This window comes from Neobacillus sp. NPDC097160 (assembly GCF_044762155.1).
Classification (GTDB): domain Bacteria; phylum Bacillota; class Bacilli; order Bacillales; family Cytobacillaceae; genus Neobacillus.
The window spans coordinates 1-15,438 of the sequence record NZ_JBIWDU010000019.1 but is presented as its reverse complement, the minus strand read 5'-3'; the positions used below and the strand labels follow the sequence as shown (position 1 = coordinate 15,438).

Here is a 15,438-nt window from a genome sequence, read left to right as displayed (position 1 = left end):
ATATAAAAAAAACGAGGGGGAGAATCATGAAAAAGTTTATGACATTGTTGGTCACTTCTTTGCTTGTATTTGCATTAGCAGCTTGTACAGCAAACAAGGATGCTGGAAGTGAGCCAGCAAAGGATAAAGGTAAAGAGGGGTCTAAGGAAAAGGTAGAAAAAGTCCTAAACCTTAATAATAGTCAAGAGCCAACATCTTGGGATCCGGCCATTGGATTCGATGCAGTTTCTTGGAATTCTTTGAACAACATTATGGAGGGTCTGACTCGTTTGGATCAGAACCATGAACCAAAAGCTGCAACAGCTGAAAAATGGGATGTATCTGAGGATGGTAAAACCTATACCTTCCATATTCGTGATAATGCGAAATGGTCTAATGGGGATAATCTGACTGCGGGTGACTTTGTATTTGCCTGGAAACGTCTTTTAGATCCAAAAACAGGATCTTCGGCTGCATTCTTGGGCTATTTCATTGAGGGTGGAGAAGCATTTAACACTGAACAAGGGACAGCTGAAGATGTGAAAGTAAAAGCTGTCGATGAAAAGACGTTTGAAGTAACATTGACGAGCCCACAGGCATATTTCTTAAGCGTCATTGCCAATCCTGCCTTTTTCCCAATTAATGAAAAAGTTGCAACGGCCAATCCAAATTGGTTTGCTGAAGCAAGCTCATTCGTGGGTAATGGTCCTTTTAATTTAACTGAGTGGAACCATGATAGTGATTTTACATTTACAAAGAATGAAAAATATTGGGATGCGAAAAATGTAAAATTGGATAAGGTTCATTGGGCTATGGTTGATGACCCAAATACAGAATATCAAATGTACAAGACTGGAGAGTTAGATACGTCTGATGTTCCTGCCGAACTTGCAGATCAGTTGTTTAAAGAAGGTGACGTGAAGGTTGAAGATCAAGCGGGTGAATATTTCTACCGTTTTAATCTGACAAAAGAACCTTTCCAAAACGAGAATATCCGCAAGGCATTCGCGATGGCTGTTAACCAAAAGCAAATGGTTGAGCTTGTAACAAAAAATCAAGAAAAGCCTGCCTATGGTTTTGTCTCCTACGGATTTAAGGACCCAGCAGGAAAGGACTTCCGTAAAACAAGTGGTGACCTTATTAAAACAGATGTAGAGAAAGCAAAAGAACTTTTGAAAAAGGGTATGGAAGAGGAGAAATACACGCAACTTCCGGAAGTAACTCTTACTTACAGCACAAGCGATGCACATAAGAAAATCGCTGAAGCTTTACAGCAAATGTTTAAAGAAAATTTAGGTGTCGAGGTGAAGCTTGCCAATATGGAAAGCAGCGTTTTTGCCACTGATCAAAAAGCATTAAAGTTCCAGTTATCACGCAGCTCATTCCTTGCTGACTATGCAGACCCAATAAACTTCTTAGAAAACTTTATTACTGGATCTCCAATGAACCGCACAGGCTGGAGCAATGCTGAATTTGATAAATTAATTAAAGATGCAAAAAATGAAAAGGATGAAAAGAAACGCTTCGATATGATGTATCAAGCTGAAAAGATTTTATTCGATGCAGCACCAATTATTCCAATTCACTTCTATAATCAAGTTTATTTACAAAATAAGGATGTAACAGGTATCGTACGTCATCCAGTTGGATATTTAGAATTAAAATGGGCAGATAAGAAATAAGGGTGGAAGAGCAGAGTTTCTTTTTCTTAAAAAAGGGGTGTTCAAATGAACATCCCTTTTACCCTAGAAACATAGACTTATAGATGGTGTCGAAAGGGGTTTTTAAATGAATGCAGTAAAGCCAAAACGGCTTAAAAAGGGAGATACCGTTGGGATCATTGCCCCAGCAAGCCCGCCAAACCAAGAAAATCTAGACCGAGGAATAGCTTTTTTGAAGGATTTAGGACTAAACGTCAAGGTTGGAAAACATGTTTCGCGAATAAATGGCTATTTAGCCGGTTACGATCAAGAAAGACTTGAAGATTTCCATGGAATGTTCACCGATCCTGAAGTTAAAGCCGTCATTTGTGCCTGCGGTGGTTTTGGAACAGGAAGAATTGCCGAGCAAATTGACTATGAACTGATTAAAAAGAATCCCAAAATTTTTTGGGGCTACAGCGATATTACTTTTTTACATACGGCCATTCGGCAGCAATCGGAGCTGGTCACCTTTCATGGGCCAATGCTAGCTTCAGATATAGGGAAAGAGGACACACACCCATTATCAAAAGAAGGGTTTTTGCAATTATTTGAGCCTTCCTCATTAGTCTATACGGAACAAATCTCTCAATTGGAAGTTTTAGTAGATGGTGAGGCAAGGGGAGAAATTGTGGGAGGGAATTTGTCGCTTCTAGTCAGCACTCTCGGAACAGCATATGAAATAGATACGAAGGAAAAGCTGCTGCTAATCGAGGATGTGAATGAGGAACCTCGGTCTGTTGATCGGATGCTCAATCAGCTTTATTTGGCTGGAAAGTTAAAGGATGCTTGCGGCATTCTTATTGGAGACTTTTGTGATTGCACGCCAAAAAGGAATCTTTCCTTATCACTCGACGAGGTCATCACACATTACGTTCAACTCGCACAAAAGCCGGCGATAAAGGGATTCATGATGGGGCATTGTAACCCTCATATCGCGCTTCCATTAGGCGTACAAGCATTCATGAATACGAATGAAAAAAAATTAATTGTCGATAGCGGCATCTTGTAAAGGATGGTTTACCTATGATTATTGAGCAAATTGAAACATTCCGTGTCGCTGTACCGTTAAAAAAGCCGTTTAAAACGGCGCTTCGAACGGTGACGACAGCAGAATCCATTTTTGTGAAAATTACCTGCGATAATGGAATCGTTGGCTGGGGTGAAGCACCTCCTACTGTTGTCATTACAGGCGACAGCCTCTCGAGTATTGAATCGGCCATCCACCATGTGATCAAGCCATTTTTACATAAGAAAAACCTTTTTCAATATGAAGTGATTTTTCAGGGATTAAAAACACTTATGGTTGGAAATCCAAGCCCAAAAGCTGCTGTGGATATGGCCATTTATGATTGTTTATCCCAATATAGTAAACTACCGCTCTATCAATTCCTTGGCGGTCATAAAAAGGCAATGGAAACAGATTTTACCGTTAGCGTGAATGGGCCTGAGGAAATGGGCGAGGATGCTGTTTCTTATATCCAAGAGGGATTTAATGTCCTTAAGGTAAAGGTAGGCAAGGATGATATTGCTGCAGATCTGGAACGAATCCAGGAGATTAGAAGGCGGGTAGGAAAGGATATTAAAATCCGCCTGGATGCGAATCAAGGCTGGACAGCGAAGGATGCAATCCGTGCCATCCGTAAAATGGAAGATAGTGATTTACGGATTGAATTAGTGGAACAGCCTGTCAAAGCGGACGATATTGATGGTCTGAAGCAGGTAACGGATGCAGTTGATACACTGATTATGGCCGATGAAAGTGTGTTTACACCGAAACAAGCCTTTCAAGTATTGAAAACAAGAAGTGCCGATTTAATTAATATTAAGCTGATGAAGGCTGGCGGAATTTTTCAAGCCCAAATCATCAACCAACTTGCTGAAACATGCGGTGTTGAGTGTATGGTCGGCAGTATGATTGAAACTCGGCTTGGTATTACAGCAGCAGCTCACTTTGCAGCAAGTAAGCAAAACATTACTCGTTTTGACTTTGATGCACCGTTAATGCTGGCAAAGGAAATAGTTGAAGGCGGAGTACAATATAATAGTAGATTTATAACAATGCCGGAGGCCCCGGGCCTAGGGATTAAGTCTATAGACATAAAAGGGGGAGTCTTCATTGGCTAAATGGATTGTAAATGTACCTGTAGCAACCGTCTGGACGTCTTTTGATTCACCACGAGAAATTGACCATGCTGCCGTAACTAATCCAGTTTCGCTCGACGCGTGGTTAGATGGATTAACTTATGAAACCAGGCTGGGATTGTGTGATCAAAACCTTGTTCAAACGCAGCTATTATATTGTGAAGAAGTGGTGGTTGCGGAGGAAAATGGTGATTGGGCGCATGTAATCATTCCAAGTCAGTCAACATCTAAGGAAGACCGCGGCTATCCAGGCTGGGTTCCAAAAACTCAGTTAGTGGAGGTCGTTGATGACTGGAATATGGCGGATGTCCCAGTCGCGATTGTGACGAGCCGAAAGGCCAAGTTGTTTAAAGAGAATCATCAATCTAGTTTAGAACTCTCTTACTTAACAGCCTTACCCTTTTTATATGAGCAGGAAGGAAAGATTATCGTTAAAACCCCTGATGGGACTGGTGTGCTAGATTCGAAGGATGTCGTTATCACGGATTCTCCAGCAAAAGGAAATGGCCATGCGATTGTATCCGCTGGTGAACAATTTCTTCATTTACCCTATTTATGGGGCGGGATGAGCAGTTATGGCTATGATTGCTCTGGGTTAAGCTACTCGATGTGTAAGGCAAATGGATATGTGATTCCCCGCGATGCCCATGACCAAGCAGCTGCCGGCAAAAAAGTTGAAGTAGCAGACATCGAACCAGGTGATTTATTATTTTTTGCATATGAAAAAGGAAAAGGGAAGATCCATCACGTGGGCATTTATTACGGAGATGGAAAATTACTTCATTCCCCAAATACCGGCAAAACAGTGGAAATTATTCCTTTAGAAGGAACGATATACGAGCAAGAACTATGTGCAGCAAGACGCTACTGGGTTGAGACGGAGGCATAATCATGGAGAAGTTATTACAGGTAAACAATCTCAAAAAGCATTTTCACTTAGGGAAAAATCAAGTGTTAAAAGCCGTTGATGGAGTGAGCTTTCACATTAATAAAGGTGAGACATTCGGAATTGTAGGGGAGTCAGGGTGCGGGAAGTCCACGGCAGGCAGAACCATTATCGGGCTTTATGACGTAACTGATGGTGAGGTTGTCTTTAAAGGGAAAAATATCCACAACTTTACATCGAAAGAGCGATTTGCTTTTCACAGACAAATGCAAATGATCTTCCAAGACCCATATGCGTCATTAAACCCAAGGTCAACGGTAAGTGAAATCATTTCTGAGCCGATGGAAGTGCACGGCTTATATCCAAATAAGCAAGAACGATTAAATCGGGTCTATCAATTATTAGAGGATGTCGGTTTAAATCGTGAACATGCCAATCGTTATCCGCATGAATTTAGCGGTGGGCAGCGGCAGCGGATTGGCATCGCCCGGGCACTTTCCCTTGACCCTGATTTTATTATTGCAGATGAGCCAATTTCTGCCTTGGATGTGTCCGTTCAGGCCCAGGTCGTTAATTTGCTGACAAAATTGCAAAAGGAAAAAGGATTAACCTATCTATTTATTGCCCATGACCTTTCGATGGTAAAGCAAATTAGTGACCGGATTGGTGTCATGTATTTGGGACAATTAGTGGAATTAACGACAAGCGGTGAATTATATAAAAATCCGATGCATCCATATACACAGGCATTGCTCTCAGCCATCCCTATTCCTGACCCCGACATTGAGGACAAGCGCGAAAGGATCATTTTAAAAGGGGAGCTTCCAAGCCCAATTAATCCTCCAAGCGGATGTGTATTTAGAACCAGATGTCCGATGGCCATGGAGGTTTGCGCCAAGGAGAAGCCTGTCTGGAAGGAAGTCGAGGGAGGCCATTACATCGCCTGTCATTTATATGATAAAAATAAAACCGGTGATCATGATTATTCCCAGGTCGCTGTCACGAGGTAACCGATGGATAGATTAACGAAAAAAATCGAAGAAGAACTCCATGGCCTCAGCGGTCGAGCTGGTTTAGCTATCGAAATTGAGGGCAAATGTATTTATGTAAAGAGCGAGGAAGTTTTTCAATCTGCAAGTCTTATTAAGGTTCCTATTTTAATAGAAGGACTTCGGCAGAGCGAGAGAGGTAAACTGAATGTTGATCAATTGGTACCGATTACGAATCATGTAGGGGGGTCCGGAGTTTTACAGGCATTATCTTGTGATGCGCAGCTGACAATGAAGGATCTCATGACATTAATGATCACGGTCTCAGATAATACAGCTACCAACCTTCTAATAGATAAATTGGGAATGGAAGTAATTAATAGTTCCATGGGAAAAATGGGACTGCAGCAAACCATGCTTAATCGGAAAATGATGGACTTTGAGGCCATGGAGCAAGGGCTTGATAACTATACAAGTCCTTTGGATATGGTGACATGTTTGAAAGTTTTCAATGAAGGATCGTATTTAACAGAGGAAAGCCGAGCGGCTGCCTTACAAATGATGAAGTATCAGCAATTTCAAGATAGACTTCCAGCTATGATGGACTTAGAAAGGGTAATGGCGGCCAATAAAACAGGCAGTCTTCCTCACGTTGAACATGATTGTGCGTTGATAACCTATAAGGGGAAAACGGCTTATGCGGCGGTCTTAATGGATCAGCTTGACAATGTGTTTGCGGCAAAGCAAACAATAAGTAGAATAGGGAAGCATATCTATGATTATTTGTTTGAACCATCGTAAAATGAACTAGAATCCAAATAATGATGCTTGACCCCCGATGCGTTTATACTTTAATGTATCGGGAGTCAGGCACCATGGCTAAGTTAGAAAAGGAATAATAAATATTACGAACCCCTAGCGAACAGTGACAGCCAGTGTTCGCTGTTTTAAAGTGTTTATTCTGTTTCTTCCCCAGAAGGTCGAGTCGTTTGGGTTGGAAGGGTATCCCAAAAGCTTGTATTAGCTTTCTCAATTGAACCATCGGCGATGGCTCTAGTTGTTGCATCCAGGGTGGTTATCGTTTGCTTAATCAAATAACCATTGCTTTTTTGTCCGAGCACGTAAGACTCATAGTTGTGATCAGACATGCCTCTCATTTCAAAAAGAAGTGTTGAAATATCGTATTGAACTGCGGCTCCATTGCGGCCAATTGTTTCCTCTGAACCGCCATTGTATTTTCCAATATTCCCCCATCCCTTTGCGTTAATAGCATTGAACACGACAGCTCCTAATTTTTTAGACCGTTCTAGTACCTCCGGCTTTACATTCCGATTTGTCGGATAAAGGATGGAACCTGATACATATTTCCCATCTATTTCACTTTGAGTTCCTTGATGATGGAGATCAATCATATAATCAATTTTGTACTTTTTTAACACATTATTATGCAATGCTTGGGTCTCAGGGTGTATTTTGGCAACATGGTCACGGTTTAAATCAGCACCTACAGCATTATAGCGAGTCAAATGCCTTCCGCCGTCAGCGACATAGTCATCAAGGGAAAAGTTGACATCGCCCATGGCCCCGTCAGCATTTAACATTGGTACGACTAGTATGTTTACGTTCTCAAGAACACCTTTCATTTTATTCGTTCCTAAATGTTTAATGAATTCTAGAGCCCCTTCTGTTGTCAGCTGTTCATTTCCATGTTGTTGGGTTAAAAAGAGAATAGTAGGATTGCTAGGGTTAGAGATATATTTTGCAAGGTAAATATCACGGCCCTTTACAGTTTGGCCTATGACTTCTAGTTGCATGGCATTCTGTTTTGCGTCTTGAGTTTTAAGAAAATCAACGAGTCCTTGGTATGTATGTAGGATAGAAGTCTGAACAGACTCATTTCCGCCATAGACTGGTCCTTCACCCACTGCACCGGCTGGAGTGGGAACGCTTACAAACCCGCAAATTGCCATTAAACCAGTTAAAGATAATGCTAGGACTTTCTTTTTCATTTTAAAACCTCCAATGAATATAATTGTGGCAAAATTTAAAACATTCGCTACACGAAGAATATTACCTATAAAATGGTAGCATGTACATAGTGATTAACTCCTGTATTTCTTATCCTACCATTTCCCTATTCGGGAAATTTTTTCTAATTCATGGTGTATTCATAAATAATTGCAATGTGAAAAATCAATTCGGGACTAGATCTCAGGAGTGCTTAATGTTGCTTTTGAGAGCACAAAAGGATTTACTTTTTTGACATAGGTCAAATTTATTCATATTATCATTATAAATTCGAACTCATTTACAGGAGAGATAAAGATGAAAATTTATGTTGATGCAGATGCTTGTCCAGTAAAAGATATTATTATCTCTGAAGGTACCAAAGCGAAAATTCCTGTAATCCTTGTTACGAGCTTTTCACATTTTTCTAGTGCGGAACAACCATCAGGAGTGGAAACCATTTATGTTGATTCTGGAGCAGATGCTGCGGATTATCGGATTATGAAGTTAGCTGAAAGAGGGGATATTATTGTTACGCAAGATTATGGTCTTGCTTCTCTCGGTTTAGCAAAAAGGTGTTTAGTCCTTCACCATAAGGGCTTTACCTATACAAATGAAAACATTGATCAATTATTGCAAACACGTTATTTAAGTGCAATGGCTCGAAAAAGCGGAAAGCGTACAAAGGGACCAAAGCCTTTTACAGCAGAAGATAGGGAGCAATTTAGGGAGCTTTTTAAAAGAGCTATTTCTCACTAAGCATAAACATAGATCTAATACAGGTTCCTTGCCCCATTGCAGTATGAATAGCGGGCAAGGCACCTTTGCCATCAGTATAATTAATTTCGCACTTATTATAAGAAAATCTTATTGCTTTTCATTAAAAAGTTTGAATTTATTTATTGTTAAATTGATCCTATACTTGTATTAGATGGAAAGGGGGTGGGATTTGATGGAATATGTAATTCTATTTTTCATTGGACTTTGTGCCACGACAATGGGTACTCTGGCCGGAGGAGGGGGATTAATCAGCCTTCCGGTGATGCTGATCATGGGGATACCAGTTCACTCAGCGATTGGGGCAAATAAAGTATCAAACACCGTTAGTTCGTTCTCAAGCTTTTTTTACCTTCTTAAAAAGAAGGAAATCTCCCTAAAGGAATCATTTTGGATGATCCCTGTCAGTATTTGCGGTGGAATCAGCGGGGGCTATATTGCGTCACGGGTTTCAGGAGAAAACATGTATATTGTTGCGATTGTGCTCCTTATCTTTGCGTTTATTGTCTCGTTTATAGGAAAAGGGAACTTCAACGGAAAAGAACCTTTGAAGTTAAATAAAATCAGTGTGCCAGGACTCTACAGTATTGGAATCTATGATGGTCTATTTGGTCCAGGTCAAGGGACATTGATGCTTTATTTGTTTGGCTATTTAAATATCGGTTACATTCGTGCGGTAGGTTTGGTTCGCCTTGCTACTTTTTCAAGTTGTTTTGGGGCAGCCATTACCTACATCGCTACAGGTAAAATCATTTGGCCTGTTACACTGGCGTTGCTGCTAGGATCCCTATCCGGTGCGCAAATAGGTGTGAGGATTGCGCAAAAACTAAAACCGCAATATGTAAAACCAATATTAAGAATTGTGACAGCAGCGCTGATCATTCAAATATTTGCTGAAAATGTTCTCTAACTCGGACCGTCTATCCTTTATTTCAGTAATAAGGAAACTAAAGATTAAGGCTTTTTTATAAAAGTATGGTGCTTTTTTCAATTCGCCGATAAAATTAAAAATTCGCCGATAAAGTGGTTAAATTCGCCGATAAACTTACAAAAATAGCCGATAAATTAGATTAACTTGCTAATGAGGTGTAGTTTTACACCTCACTAGTCACTTTTTAGAGTTTGAACATGGGTAATAACAACATTCTTTACGAAAACAACCAAGATTAAAAAAATATATTTGTAAGTTAATAAGGTTTTGAGAGGCGATTCCTGATCACAACATTAGGCATCGCCTTTTACATTTTGGTACATTGTCCATATACTCACATTGATACGATCTAGCCTTACAGGAAAAAGTTCGGAATTGGGTGACGATTTCATTTTTCTTAAGTATAATTCAAATAAAGAAGGCGAATATGGCGGTGAGTATAGGGTGAAAAAAATAACAGTTGAAAACTTAGTTCGGAAGTTTTCCTTGAAAGTAGTGGCCGGTGAAAGTCAACTGCAGAAAATGATTACGCAATCACGGGTGCATCGTCCGGGCCTGGAATTTGTGGGCCATTTTGATTTTTTTCCGACAGAACGAGTTCAAATTTTAGGAAAAAAGGAAATTACCTATTTACATAAGTTAAGTCATGAAGAACGTAAAATACGAATCGGTAATATTGTCCATTATCATCCACCGTGTTTTATCGTAACGGCTGGGGAAGAAGGGCTTACCTATCTAACCCACCATTGCATTGAACAGGGTATCCCCTTGTTAGTAACTAACATACCTGAGACAACTTCAGAGTTTATCACTAAATTGGATGCGTATTTGATAAAGGAATTAGCACCAGAAATTGCTGTGCATGGAGTTTGTATGAATGTGTCTGGCATTGGGATCTTACTTCGCGGTAATTCAGGGGTAGGAAAAAGCGAGACGGCTCATACGTTAATTCGCCGGGGACACAGGCTAGTTGCAGATGATATCGTTGTCCTAAAGAAGCTTAGTCCGCAAACCATTCTTGGTACGCATGATGAGAAAACCAAGGAGTTTTTGGCTCTTCGGAGTATTGGTTTATTGAATGTGGTTCGCTTATATGGTCGTAAGGCTTTCCAAGATGAATCACGAATTGCTCTAGATATTAATTTGACGAAATGGGAAAAAGATGCCTTGTATAATGAATTGGACCAGAAACTTCACTATACAGACTATATGGGTGTTAAGATTCCATCAATGGAAATCCAACTACAGCCTGGACGGGACGTGGCAGGGTTAATTGAAGCAGCAGCAAATAACTGGTATTTGAAGCAGCAGGGATACAGCGCAGCAGAAGAATTCATGAGCAGGATCGAGGCTGAAATCCACGGGGACGGTTCTCATGGCTTTTAATGAGAGTGGTTCGACCACAAGAACCGTCTCCATGGGTTAACGACTTATTTAGGGGGTAAATTCGATGACACATTTTTTAACTGATCATATTGGGAGGCAGGTGAGTATTTCCACTGCACCCAAGCGCATTATTTCCATTTGTCCTGCCATTACGGAGACACTCTTTGCCCTAGGCCTCAAGGATGAAATAGTTGGCCGCACAAAATATTGCATTTTTCCAAAAGAAATGGTAGAAAAAGTCCCAATTGTAGGTGGTACAAAAGAAGTAATTGTGGACAAAATACGTGATTTACAACCTGATCTCATCCTAGCTGAAAAAGAAGAAAACACAGAGGAAATTGTGCTTGCACTTGAAAAAATTGCTCCAGTTTTCGTTTTGGAGGTACAAAAGATAGACGATTCCTACCGGTTGATCGAAACGCTGGGATTACTGACAAATAGAGAAGAGGCAGCTAACCGCCTCATCACATCCTGCAAAACGTCCTTCCCTGACCGTTCATGTAAGCAGCATCTAAATGCCGCCTATGTTATTTGGAGAAAACCATATATGGTGGTTGGTGGAACGACATACATTAATGATGTCTTACATACAATTGGTTTCCAAAACCCATTCGAAAAGGGGGATGCAAGGTATCCCTCGGTTACAAAAGAGGAGCTTGCAGATGCAAATCTTGATGTGCTTTTGCTCGCTTCCGAACCATTTCCATATCAAGAAAAACATATAGCAGAATTTCAATCATTTCTTCCCAATACAAAAATCATTCTAGTGGATGGCGAAATGTTTTGGTACGGTGCGAAAATGTTGGTTGCAGGGGAATATTTGGAAAAATTAACAAAACAAATAAAGAGGAGCGCTATGTAAATTAGAAATAAATATTTAGTGCCTGACACATGGCGAACAGCGGCTGGTCCTGTTCGCCTTTTACCTCTAAAGTTACCTTGGTGACTTAGAACCAAATAGTAAAAAAGAAGAAGCGATGAAGCATTTAGAGCAAAGAATTCAATGAATATTGGCGCCTGCCCCCCATACGTTAACACATTAACGTAATGGGTGTCAGGCACCTTTTGGAATGACGGCAAAAGATTGAGTATTGTTGGCGATTTTATATAGATTACGAGGTGACCCTAATGTTTCTTTTTGAAAAATCATTACCAGAACATGTAGAGATAGAAAAAAGCATTTCTGATTCAATTCCCTTATTTTGGCCAATGTATGCCTCGGGGATTTCCATCGTTTCACCAGGGGTTAGACCAGACATAATTTGTGTCATATCAAGCTGGATGTATTCTGTTTGCTTTTTTAACGTGCCATTTTTGAAGTATTCTGGCTCAGGGTTCTTGATATAAATGCGTGTATTCAGCTTCAACCGCGAGATATAGTAAGCCTCTTTATCATGAATGACTTGTAAGTCTCCTAAATCGAAGTAACCAAGATCACGTAAACATAAATCGCCCTCCTCTACGGTTTCAAGGCAGATAGTACCGTATGTTTTATCATTATTCTTTCCCGGTCCTAGCTGCACGTTTAAAAATTGGCCACTCAGTAAATCGTATTCCAATTGGATTTTCACGCCTGCCGTATTACTACTCCCACCAGAGCCTTGATAATCGGTGGCGAAGGAATCAGGTAGCTGAAACACAGTCGCATCTAAAATCCGAATACGTTCGAAAGATGAAATCATGTGTGAAGATAGTGATTGTGTCGCACAGAGTTTTTGTGTTAGGAGTGAAGTAAAGACTTCTCGGAGGAATACAGCTGTTGGATTAAAACGTTGATTGAGTCCCTCTTGGCTCATTAGTACACCCGTCGAAGCCTCTAACCGACTACATAGTTGCGTAAGCGATGTACTAGCGACTTCTTGGCTGAGCCAAACGCAAAGGGCGATGAGTTCATTTGCTTGATACTTACTAGATCGCTGCACAAAACCAACTTGTTTGGCGGTTTCTTGTAGGACTATTGGAGATAGAAATCGTTGTAATTCTTGTGCGAAAAGTGTCAGTTCACTGGAGATTATAGGATTCATAAAAAACACCATCCTTTCTCGTAAACTTCTTACGATAAGCATAGCGTTTTTTCATTATTGGGGATATTGTTTTAACTTAGCTTGATGGGCATGGGGTAGTACCAACAAATTGAAATGTTGGCGATACTCCTATATAAACTATAGCCAAGGAAAGACTGTTACTAATTATAATCCGCATCTAGTTCTAAAGCCAACTTCAAGCGTTCAGCACTACTATTTCTTCCAATAATAATGACCGTTTCAGCTCCAGATGCTTTTACGCAAAAGCACATACAAGCCATTGTTGTCCGAGTAACTTCTACACACATAACCTACTCCCCCTATGAAAGCCGTTTGAAAAAGGTAATGTTAATGCTGCCTCAATCGTCGGAACATGAGAAGGAATTTTGTAGATTACGGCATTAGGATGTAGGTACATATATTAACTGAAACCAACATAAGGCGATGGTTCCATAGTAATTGGAGGAGCATCAAATCTTTTTCGATTAACTCTTGGATTCGGTTGGAACATAAGTGATTTAAACCGGTCCGACAAAGCTCACATTGGCACAAGGGATATACTCCTCCATGACAACACGATCACCTTCTTTAATCGCCCAGCGATTGTTTTATTTTACATTGACCATTTGAACTTCATCTACAGTATTTTGTTGAATCTTAGCAGCCTTTTTCTCCAATTTAACAAATAGGAATACCAAGCCTCCTAAAAATGGACCAATAGCCATTGTAGCAAAACAATAAAAGTAATTACCCGTCGCATCTATTACAGCACCAACAGCTAATGGTGATAGCATAGCACCTAATTGCCAAATTGCATTTACTAAGCCTGATGCTGTTCCCAATAGTCTTTTTTCTACCGATTGTCCAATTACGGTATTCAAAACTGGATAAAATGCATAGCCTAAAATCCCCATCATTGGAATGATCAAATATAACAACGATACATTTTGATTAAGTCCAAACCATAGTAACACTGGGCCTAATAATATTAGAATCCAACATGTGAGAATTTTACGATCAAGATAGTCCGACAAAATTCCTGTAACTGGTTTAGATAGTAATGCTGCAAATCCAAAGATAGACATAAATAGACCAGCTTGTACAAGAGAAAGATGCAGTGATTTATTTAAATACGAATTTGCCCATGTGAAAGTTGCTGTAGTGGCCCATTGCCCACCAAAACCAGCTAGGCCTGTTAAAATTAGATTCTTATTTTTCAATAGTGACAAAATTTCACGACCGGATGCCTTATCTCTATTACCTTCTTTTACCTTTTTAGAAATGGGAGTGGATTCCTTTAAATAAAAGAATGCAATCACTAATCCTATCAAAGGAAGAATACCTGAAACATAAAATGCAGATCTCCACCCAAATCCACTAGAAATGGTAGGGACATACAAGTTTACCAATGAAACAGCAAAAGAAGTAGATGTCATAAATATCCCGTTAGCAAGTCCACGTCTCTTTTCAGGAAACCAATCATTTATTACAACAATACCTGCAGAAAAAATAGCCCCTGAACCAATCCCTGCAATTATCCTTGTTACCATTCCCATTTCGTAACTAGGTGCAGCACCTGTTAGAAGTGTAGACACGCCAAGGATAGAAAAGCATCCTAATAAAACTTTCCGATAACCAAATCGGTCAATTAAAAAACCACCAGGAATTTGTGTAACAACATATCCAATATAAAAAGCTGTCATATAGCTTCCGGCTTGAGCAGCGTTTATCCCCAAGTCACTTGAAGCTAGAGGAATAATCGGTGACCACGATACTCTACTTACATATGAAAGTAAATATGCCAACCATGCAATCGATAAAGCGATAAAAGCTGTTTTCAACTTTGGATTCATCTTTTCTTATTCCTCCTAATATTTTATATATAAGATAATAATTAACAAAAACTAGATTTAAATGGAATTTTTCCACTACATTAAATTTAATGATCATTAAGGATTGCGCTTAATTTTTCTCGTTTGATAGTCCAATTAGGATTGAATTATACAAGTTTCTCAAAACGATTTCACTACTTTTCCAAATCAATTAGAATTGTAAATATTGATTGTTACCTTTCCTATTAAACTGATTCAAAGTCCTTTTCTCTTAGTTCAAAAGCTTCCTTAGCACCTTCTTGAAATGGCATACCCTTTGGAAGTAAAACAGAAGCAGAACGAATTCTATGGCTACTAGGATCCAGAGCCGGTAACTTTTCTCCCTTTTCGAAAGCCCTTACTGCTTTTAACAAACATTGTCTTGCTTTAATAATAGCTGTATCACTAGTTCCTAACTTTTCTTGAGATCGATCAACGATAGATCCCGCACTGACTTGAACGGCATGATCTTCCATTCCTACCCCAAATATTCCCGCAAACGATTCGCCCCTTTTTTGCATTTCTCGATCAATAAGATAATCATTTTCTTTATTCGCTTGTGTACGGAATGTACCAGGGATCAATAATGGGTGAATTCCAGCTCCAGACTTCATCTGCTTAATTTCCTCGTCTGTCAGATCACGATCAGGTGTCCAACTCCAGCTCCATACCCAACAGTTTTCATCATCAATAGGCACCCAAGCATGCCCTCCTCGTGGAGCTCCTCCAAACGGAGGTATCAT

The 15,438-nt window shown here is 39.9% G+C and carries 13 protein-coding genes and 2 pseudogenes; 10 read left to right on the top strand and 5 right to left on the bottom strand.

What is annotated here, in order from left to right; genetic code table 11:
• The first annotated feature begins 26 nt into the window (after positions 1-26).
• The 6 genes from ACIQXV_RS23360 (at position 27) to ACIQXV_RS23335 (ending at position 6,500) form a co-directional block, all read left to right on the top strand.
• Positions 27-1,661 (top strand): peptide ABC transporter substrate-binding protein, encoded by a 1,635-nt coding sequence (locus tag ACIQXV_RS23360; protein WP_402962685.1) that lies wholly within the window; start codon positions 27-29, stop codon positions 1,659-1,661.
• Between the two features lie 106 nt (positions 1,662-1,767).
• Positions 1,768-2,691: a S66 peptidase family protein gene (locus ACIQXV_RS23355; protein WP_402962682.1), complete on the top strand. Its 924-nt coding sequence runs from the start codon at positions 1,768-1,770 to the stop codon at positions 2,689-2,691.
• A gap of 14 nt (positions 2,692-2,705) precedes the next feature.
• The gene (locus ACIQXV_RS23350) at positions 2,706-3,806 is read left to right on the top strand and encodes a dipeptide epimerase (RefSeq protein WP_402962679.1); all 1,101 of its coding nucleotides are present in this window, start codon (positions 2,706-2,708) and stop codon (positions 3,804-3,806) included.
• Positions 3,799-4,713 (top strand): C40 family peptidase, encoded by a 915-nt coding sequence (locus tag ACIQXV_RS23345; RefSeq protein WP_402962677.1) that lies wholly within the window; start codon positions 3,799-3,801, stop codon positions 4,711-4,713. Before ACIQXV_RS23350 ends, ACIQXV_RS23345 begins: the two co-directional genes overlap by 8 nt.
• Before the next feature lie 2 nt (positions 4,714-4,715).
• Positions 4,716-5,720: an ABC transporter ATP-binding protein gene (locus ACIQXV_RS23340; protein WP_402962674.1), complete on the top strand. Its 1,005-nt coding sequence runs from the start codon at positions 4,716-4,718 to the stop codon at positions 5,718-5,720.
• 3 nt (positions 5,721-5,723) lie between these two features.
• Positions 5,724-6,500: a serine hydrolase gene (locus tag ACIQXV_RS23335; protein ID WP_402962671.1), complete on the top strand. Its 777-nt coding sequence runs from the start codon at positions 5,724-5,726 to the stop codon at positions 6,498-6,500.
• A 155-nt stretch (positions 6,501-6,655) separates the two neighbouring features.
• Here the strand turns inward: ACIQXV_RS23335 and ACIQXV_RS23330 are convergent, their stop codons facing one another.
• Positions 6,656-7,708, bottom strand: coding sequence for a M14 family zinc carboxypeptidase (locus tag ACIQXV_RS23330; RefSeq protein WP_402962669.1), 1,053 nt, complete (start codon positions 7,706-7,708; stop codon positions 6,656-6,658).
• A 316-nt stretch (positions 7,709-8,024) separates the two neighbouring features.
• Between ACIQXV_RS23330 and ACIQXV_RS23325 the strand changes: the two genes are divergently transcribed.
• The 4 genes from ACIQXV_RS23325 to ACIQXV_RS23310 all read left to right on the top strand — a co-directional run bounded on the left by ACIQXV_RS23325 (position 8,025) and on the right by ACIQXV_RS23310 (position 11,662).
• Entirely contained in the window at positions 8,025-8,465 is a 441-nt protein-coding gene (locus ACIQXV_RS23325) for a YaiI/YqxD family protein (protein WP_402962666.1), read from the top strand.
• Between the two features lie 193 nt (positions 8,466-8,658).
• Positions 8,659-9,393, top strand: a complete 735-nt coding sequence (locus ACIQXV_RS23320) for a sulfite exporter TauE/SafE family protein (RefSeq protein ID WP_402962663.1) — start codon at positions 8,659-8,661, stop codon at positions 9,391-9,393.
• A gap of 465 nt (positions 9,394-9,858) precedes the next feature.
• Entirely contained in the window at positions 9,859-10,800 is a 942-nt protein-coding gene (gene hprK / locus ACIQXV_RS23315; RefSeq protein ID WP_402962661.1) for an HPr(Ser) kinase/phosphatase, read from the top strand.
• A gap of 64 nt (positions 10,801-10,864) precedes the next feature.
• Complete coding sequence (locus ACIQXV_RS23310) at positions 10,865-11,662, top strand: ABC transporter substrate-binding protein (protein ID WP_402962658.1); 798 nt, start codon at positions 10,865-10,867, stop codon at positions 11,660-11,662.
• Between the two features lie 313 nt (positions 11,663-11,975).
• Here ACIQXV_RS23310 and ACIQXV_RS23305 read toward each other — a convergent pair.
• The 4 genes and pseudogenes from ACIQXV_RS23305 to ACIQXV_RS23290 all read right to left on the bottom strand — a co-directional run.
• Positions 11,976-12,824, bottom strand: a pseudogene (locus tag ACIQXV_RS23305) (IS4 family transposase); the annotation flags it as partial.
• Positions 12,825-12,985: 161 nt separating this feature from the next.
• On the bottom strand, positions 12,986-13,132 hold the full coding sequence (locus tag ACIQXV_RS23300) for a hypothetical protein (protein WP_402962656.1): 147 nt from the start codon (positions 13,130-13,132) through the stop codon (positions 12,986-12,988).
• Between the two features lie 300 nt (positions 13,133-13,432).
• Positions 13,433-14,677, bottom strand: a complete 1,245-nt coding sequence (locus ACIQXV_RS23295) for an MFS transporter (RefSeq protein WP_402962654.1) — start codon at positions 14,675-14,677, stop codon at positions 13,433-13,435.
• 224 nt (positions 14,678-14,901) lie between these two features.
• A pseudogene (locus ACIQXV_RS23290) lies at positions 14,902-15,438 on the bottom strand (aromatic ring-hydroxylating dioxygenase subunit alpha); the annotation flags it as partial.

Excerpts from the sequence above, each read along its gene's own strand:
- ACIQXV_RS23360 (WP_402962685.1), top strand. The coding sequence starts at position 27 with ATGAAAAAGTTTATGACATTGTTGGTCACTTCTTTGCTTGTATTTGCA.
- ACIQXV_RS23355 (WP_402962682.1), top strand. The coding sequence starts at position 1,768 with ATGAATGCAGTAAAGCCAAAACGGCTTAAAAAGGGAGATACCGTTGGG.
- ACIQXV_RS23350 (WP_402962679.1), top strand. The coding sequence starts at position 2,706 with ATGATTATTGAGCAAATTGAAACATTCCGTGTCGCTGTACCGTTAAAA.
- ACIQXV_RS23340 (WP_402962674.1), top strand. The coding sequence starts at position 4,716 with ATGGAGAAGTTATTACAGGTAAACAATCTCAAAAAGCATTTTCACTTA.
- ACIQXV_RS23335 (WP_402962671.1), top strand. The coding sequence starts at position 5,724 with ATGGATAGATTAACGAAAAAAATCGAAGAAGAACTCCATGGCCTCAGC.
- ACIQXV_RS23330 (WP_402962669.1), bottom strand. The coding sequence starts at position 7,708 with ATGAAAAAGAAAGTCCTAGCATTATCTTTAACTGGTTTAATGGCAATT.
- ACIQXV_RS23325 (WP_402962666.1), top strand. The coding sequence starts at position 8,025 with ATGAAAATTTATGTTGATGCAGATGCTTGTCCAGTAAAAGATATTATT.
- ACIQXV_RS23320 (WP_402962663.1), top strand. The coding sequence starts at position 8,659 with ATGGAATATGTAATTCTATTTTTCATTGGACTTTGTGCCACGACAATG.
- ACIQXV_RS23310 (WP_402962658.1), top strand. The coding sequence starts at position 10,865 with ATGACACATTTTTTAACTGATCATATTGGGAGGCAGGTGAGTATTTCC.
- ACIQXV_RS23300 (WP_402962656.1), bottom strand. The coding sequence starts at position 13,132 with ATGTGTGTAGAAGTTACTCGGACAACAATGGCTTGTATGTGCTTTTGC.
- ACIQXV_RS23295 (WP_402962654.1), bottom strand. The coding sequence starts at position 14,677 with ATGAATCCAAAGTTGAAAACAGCTTTTATCGCTTTATCGATTGCATGG.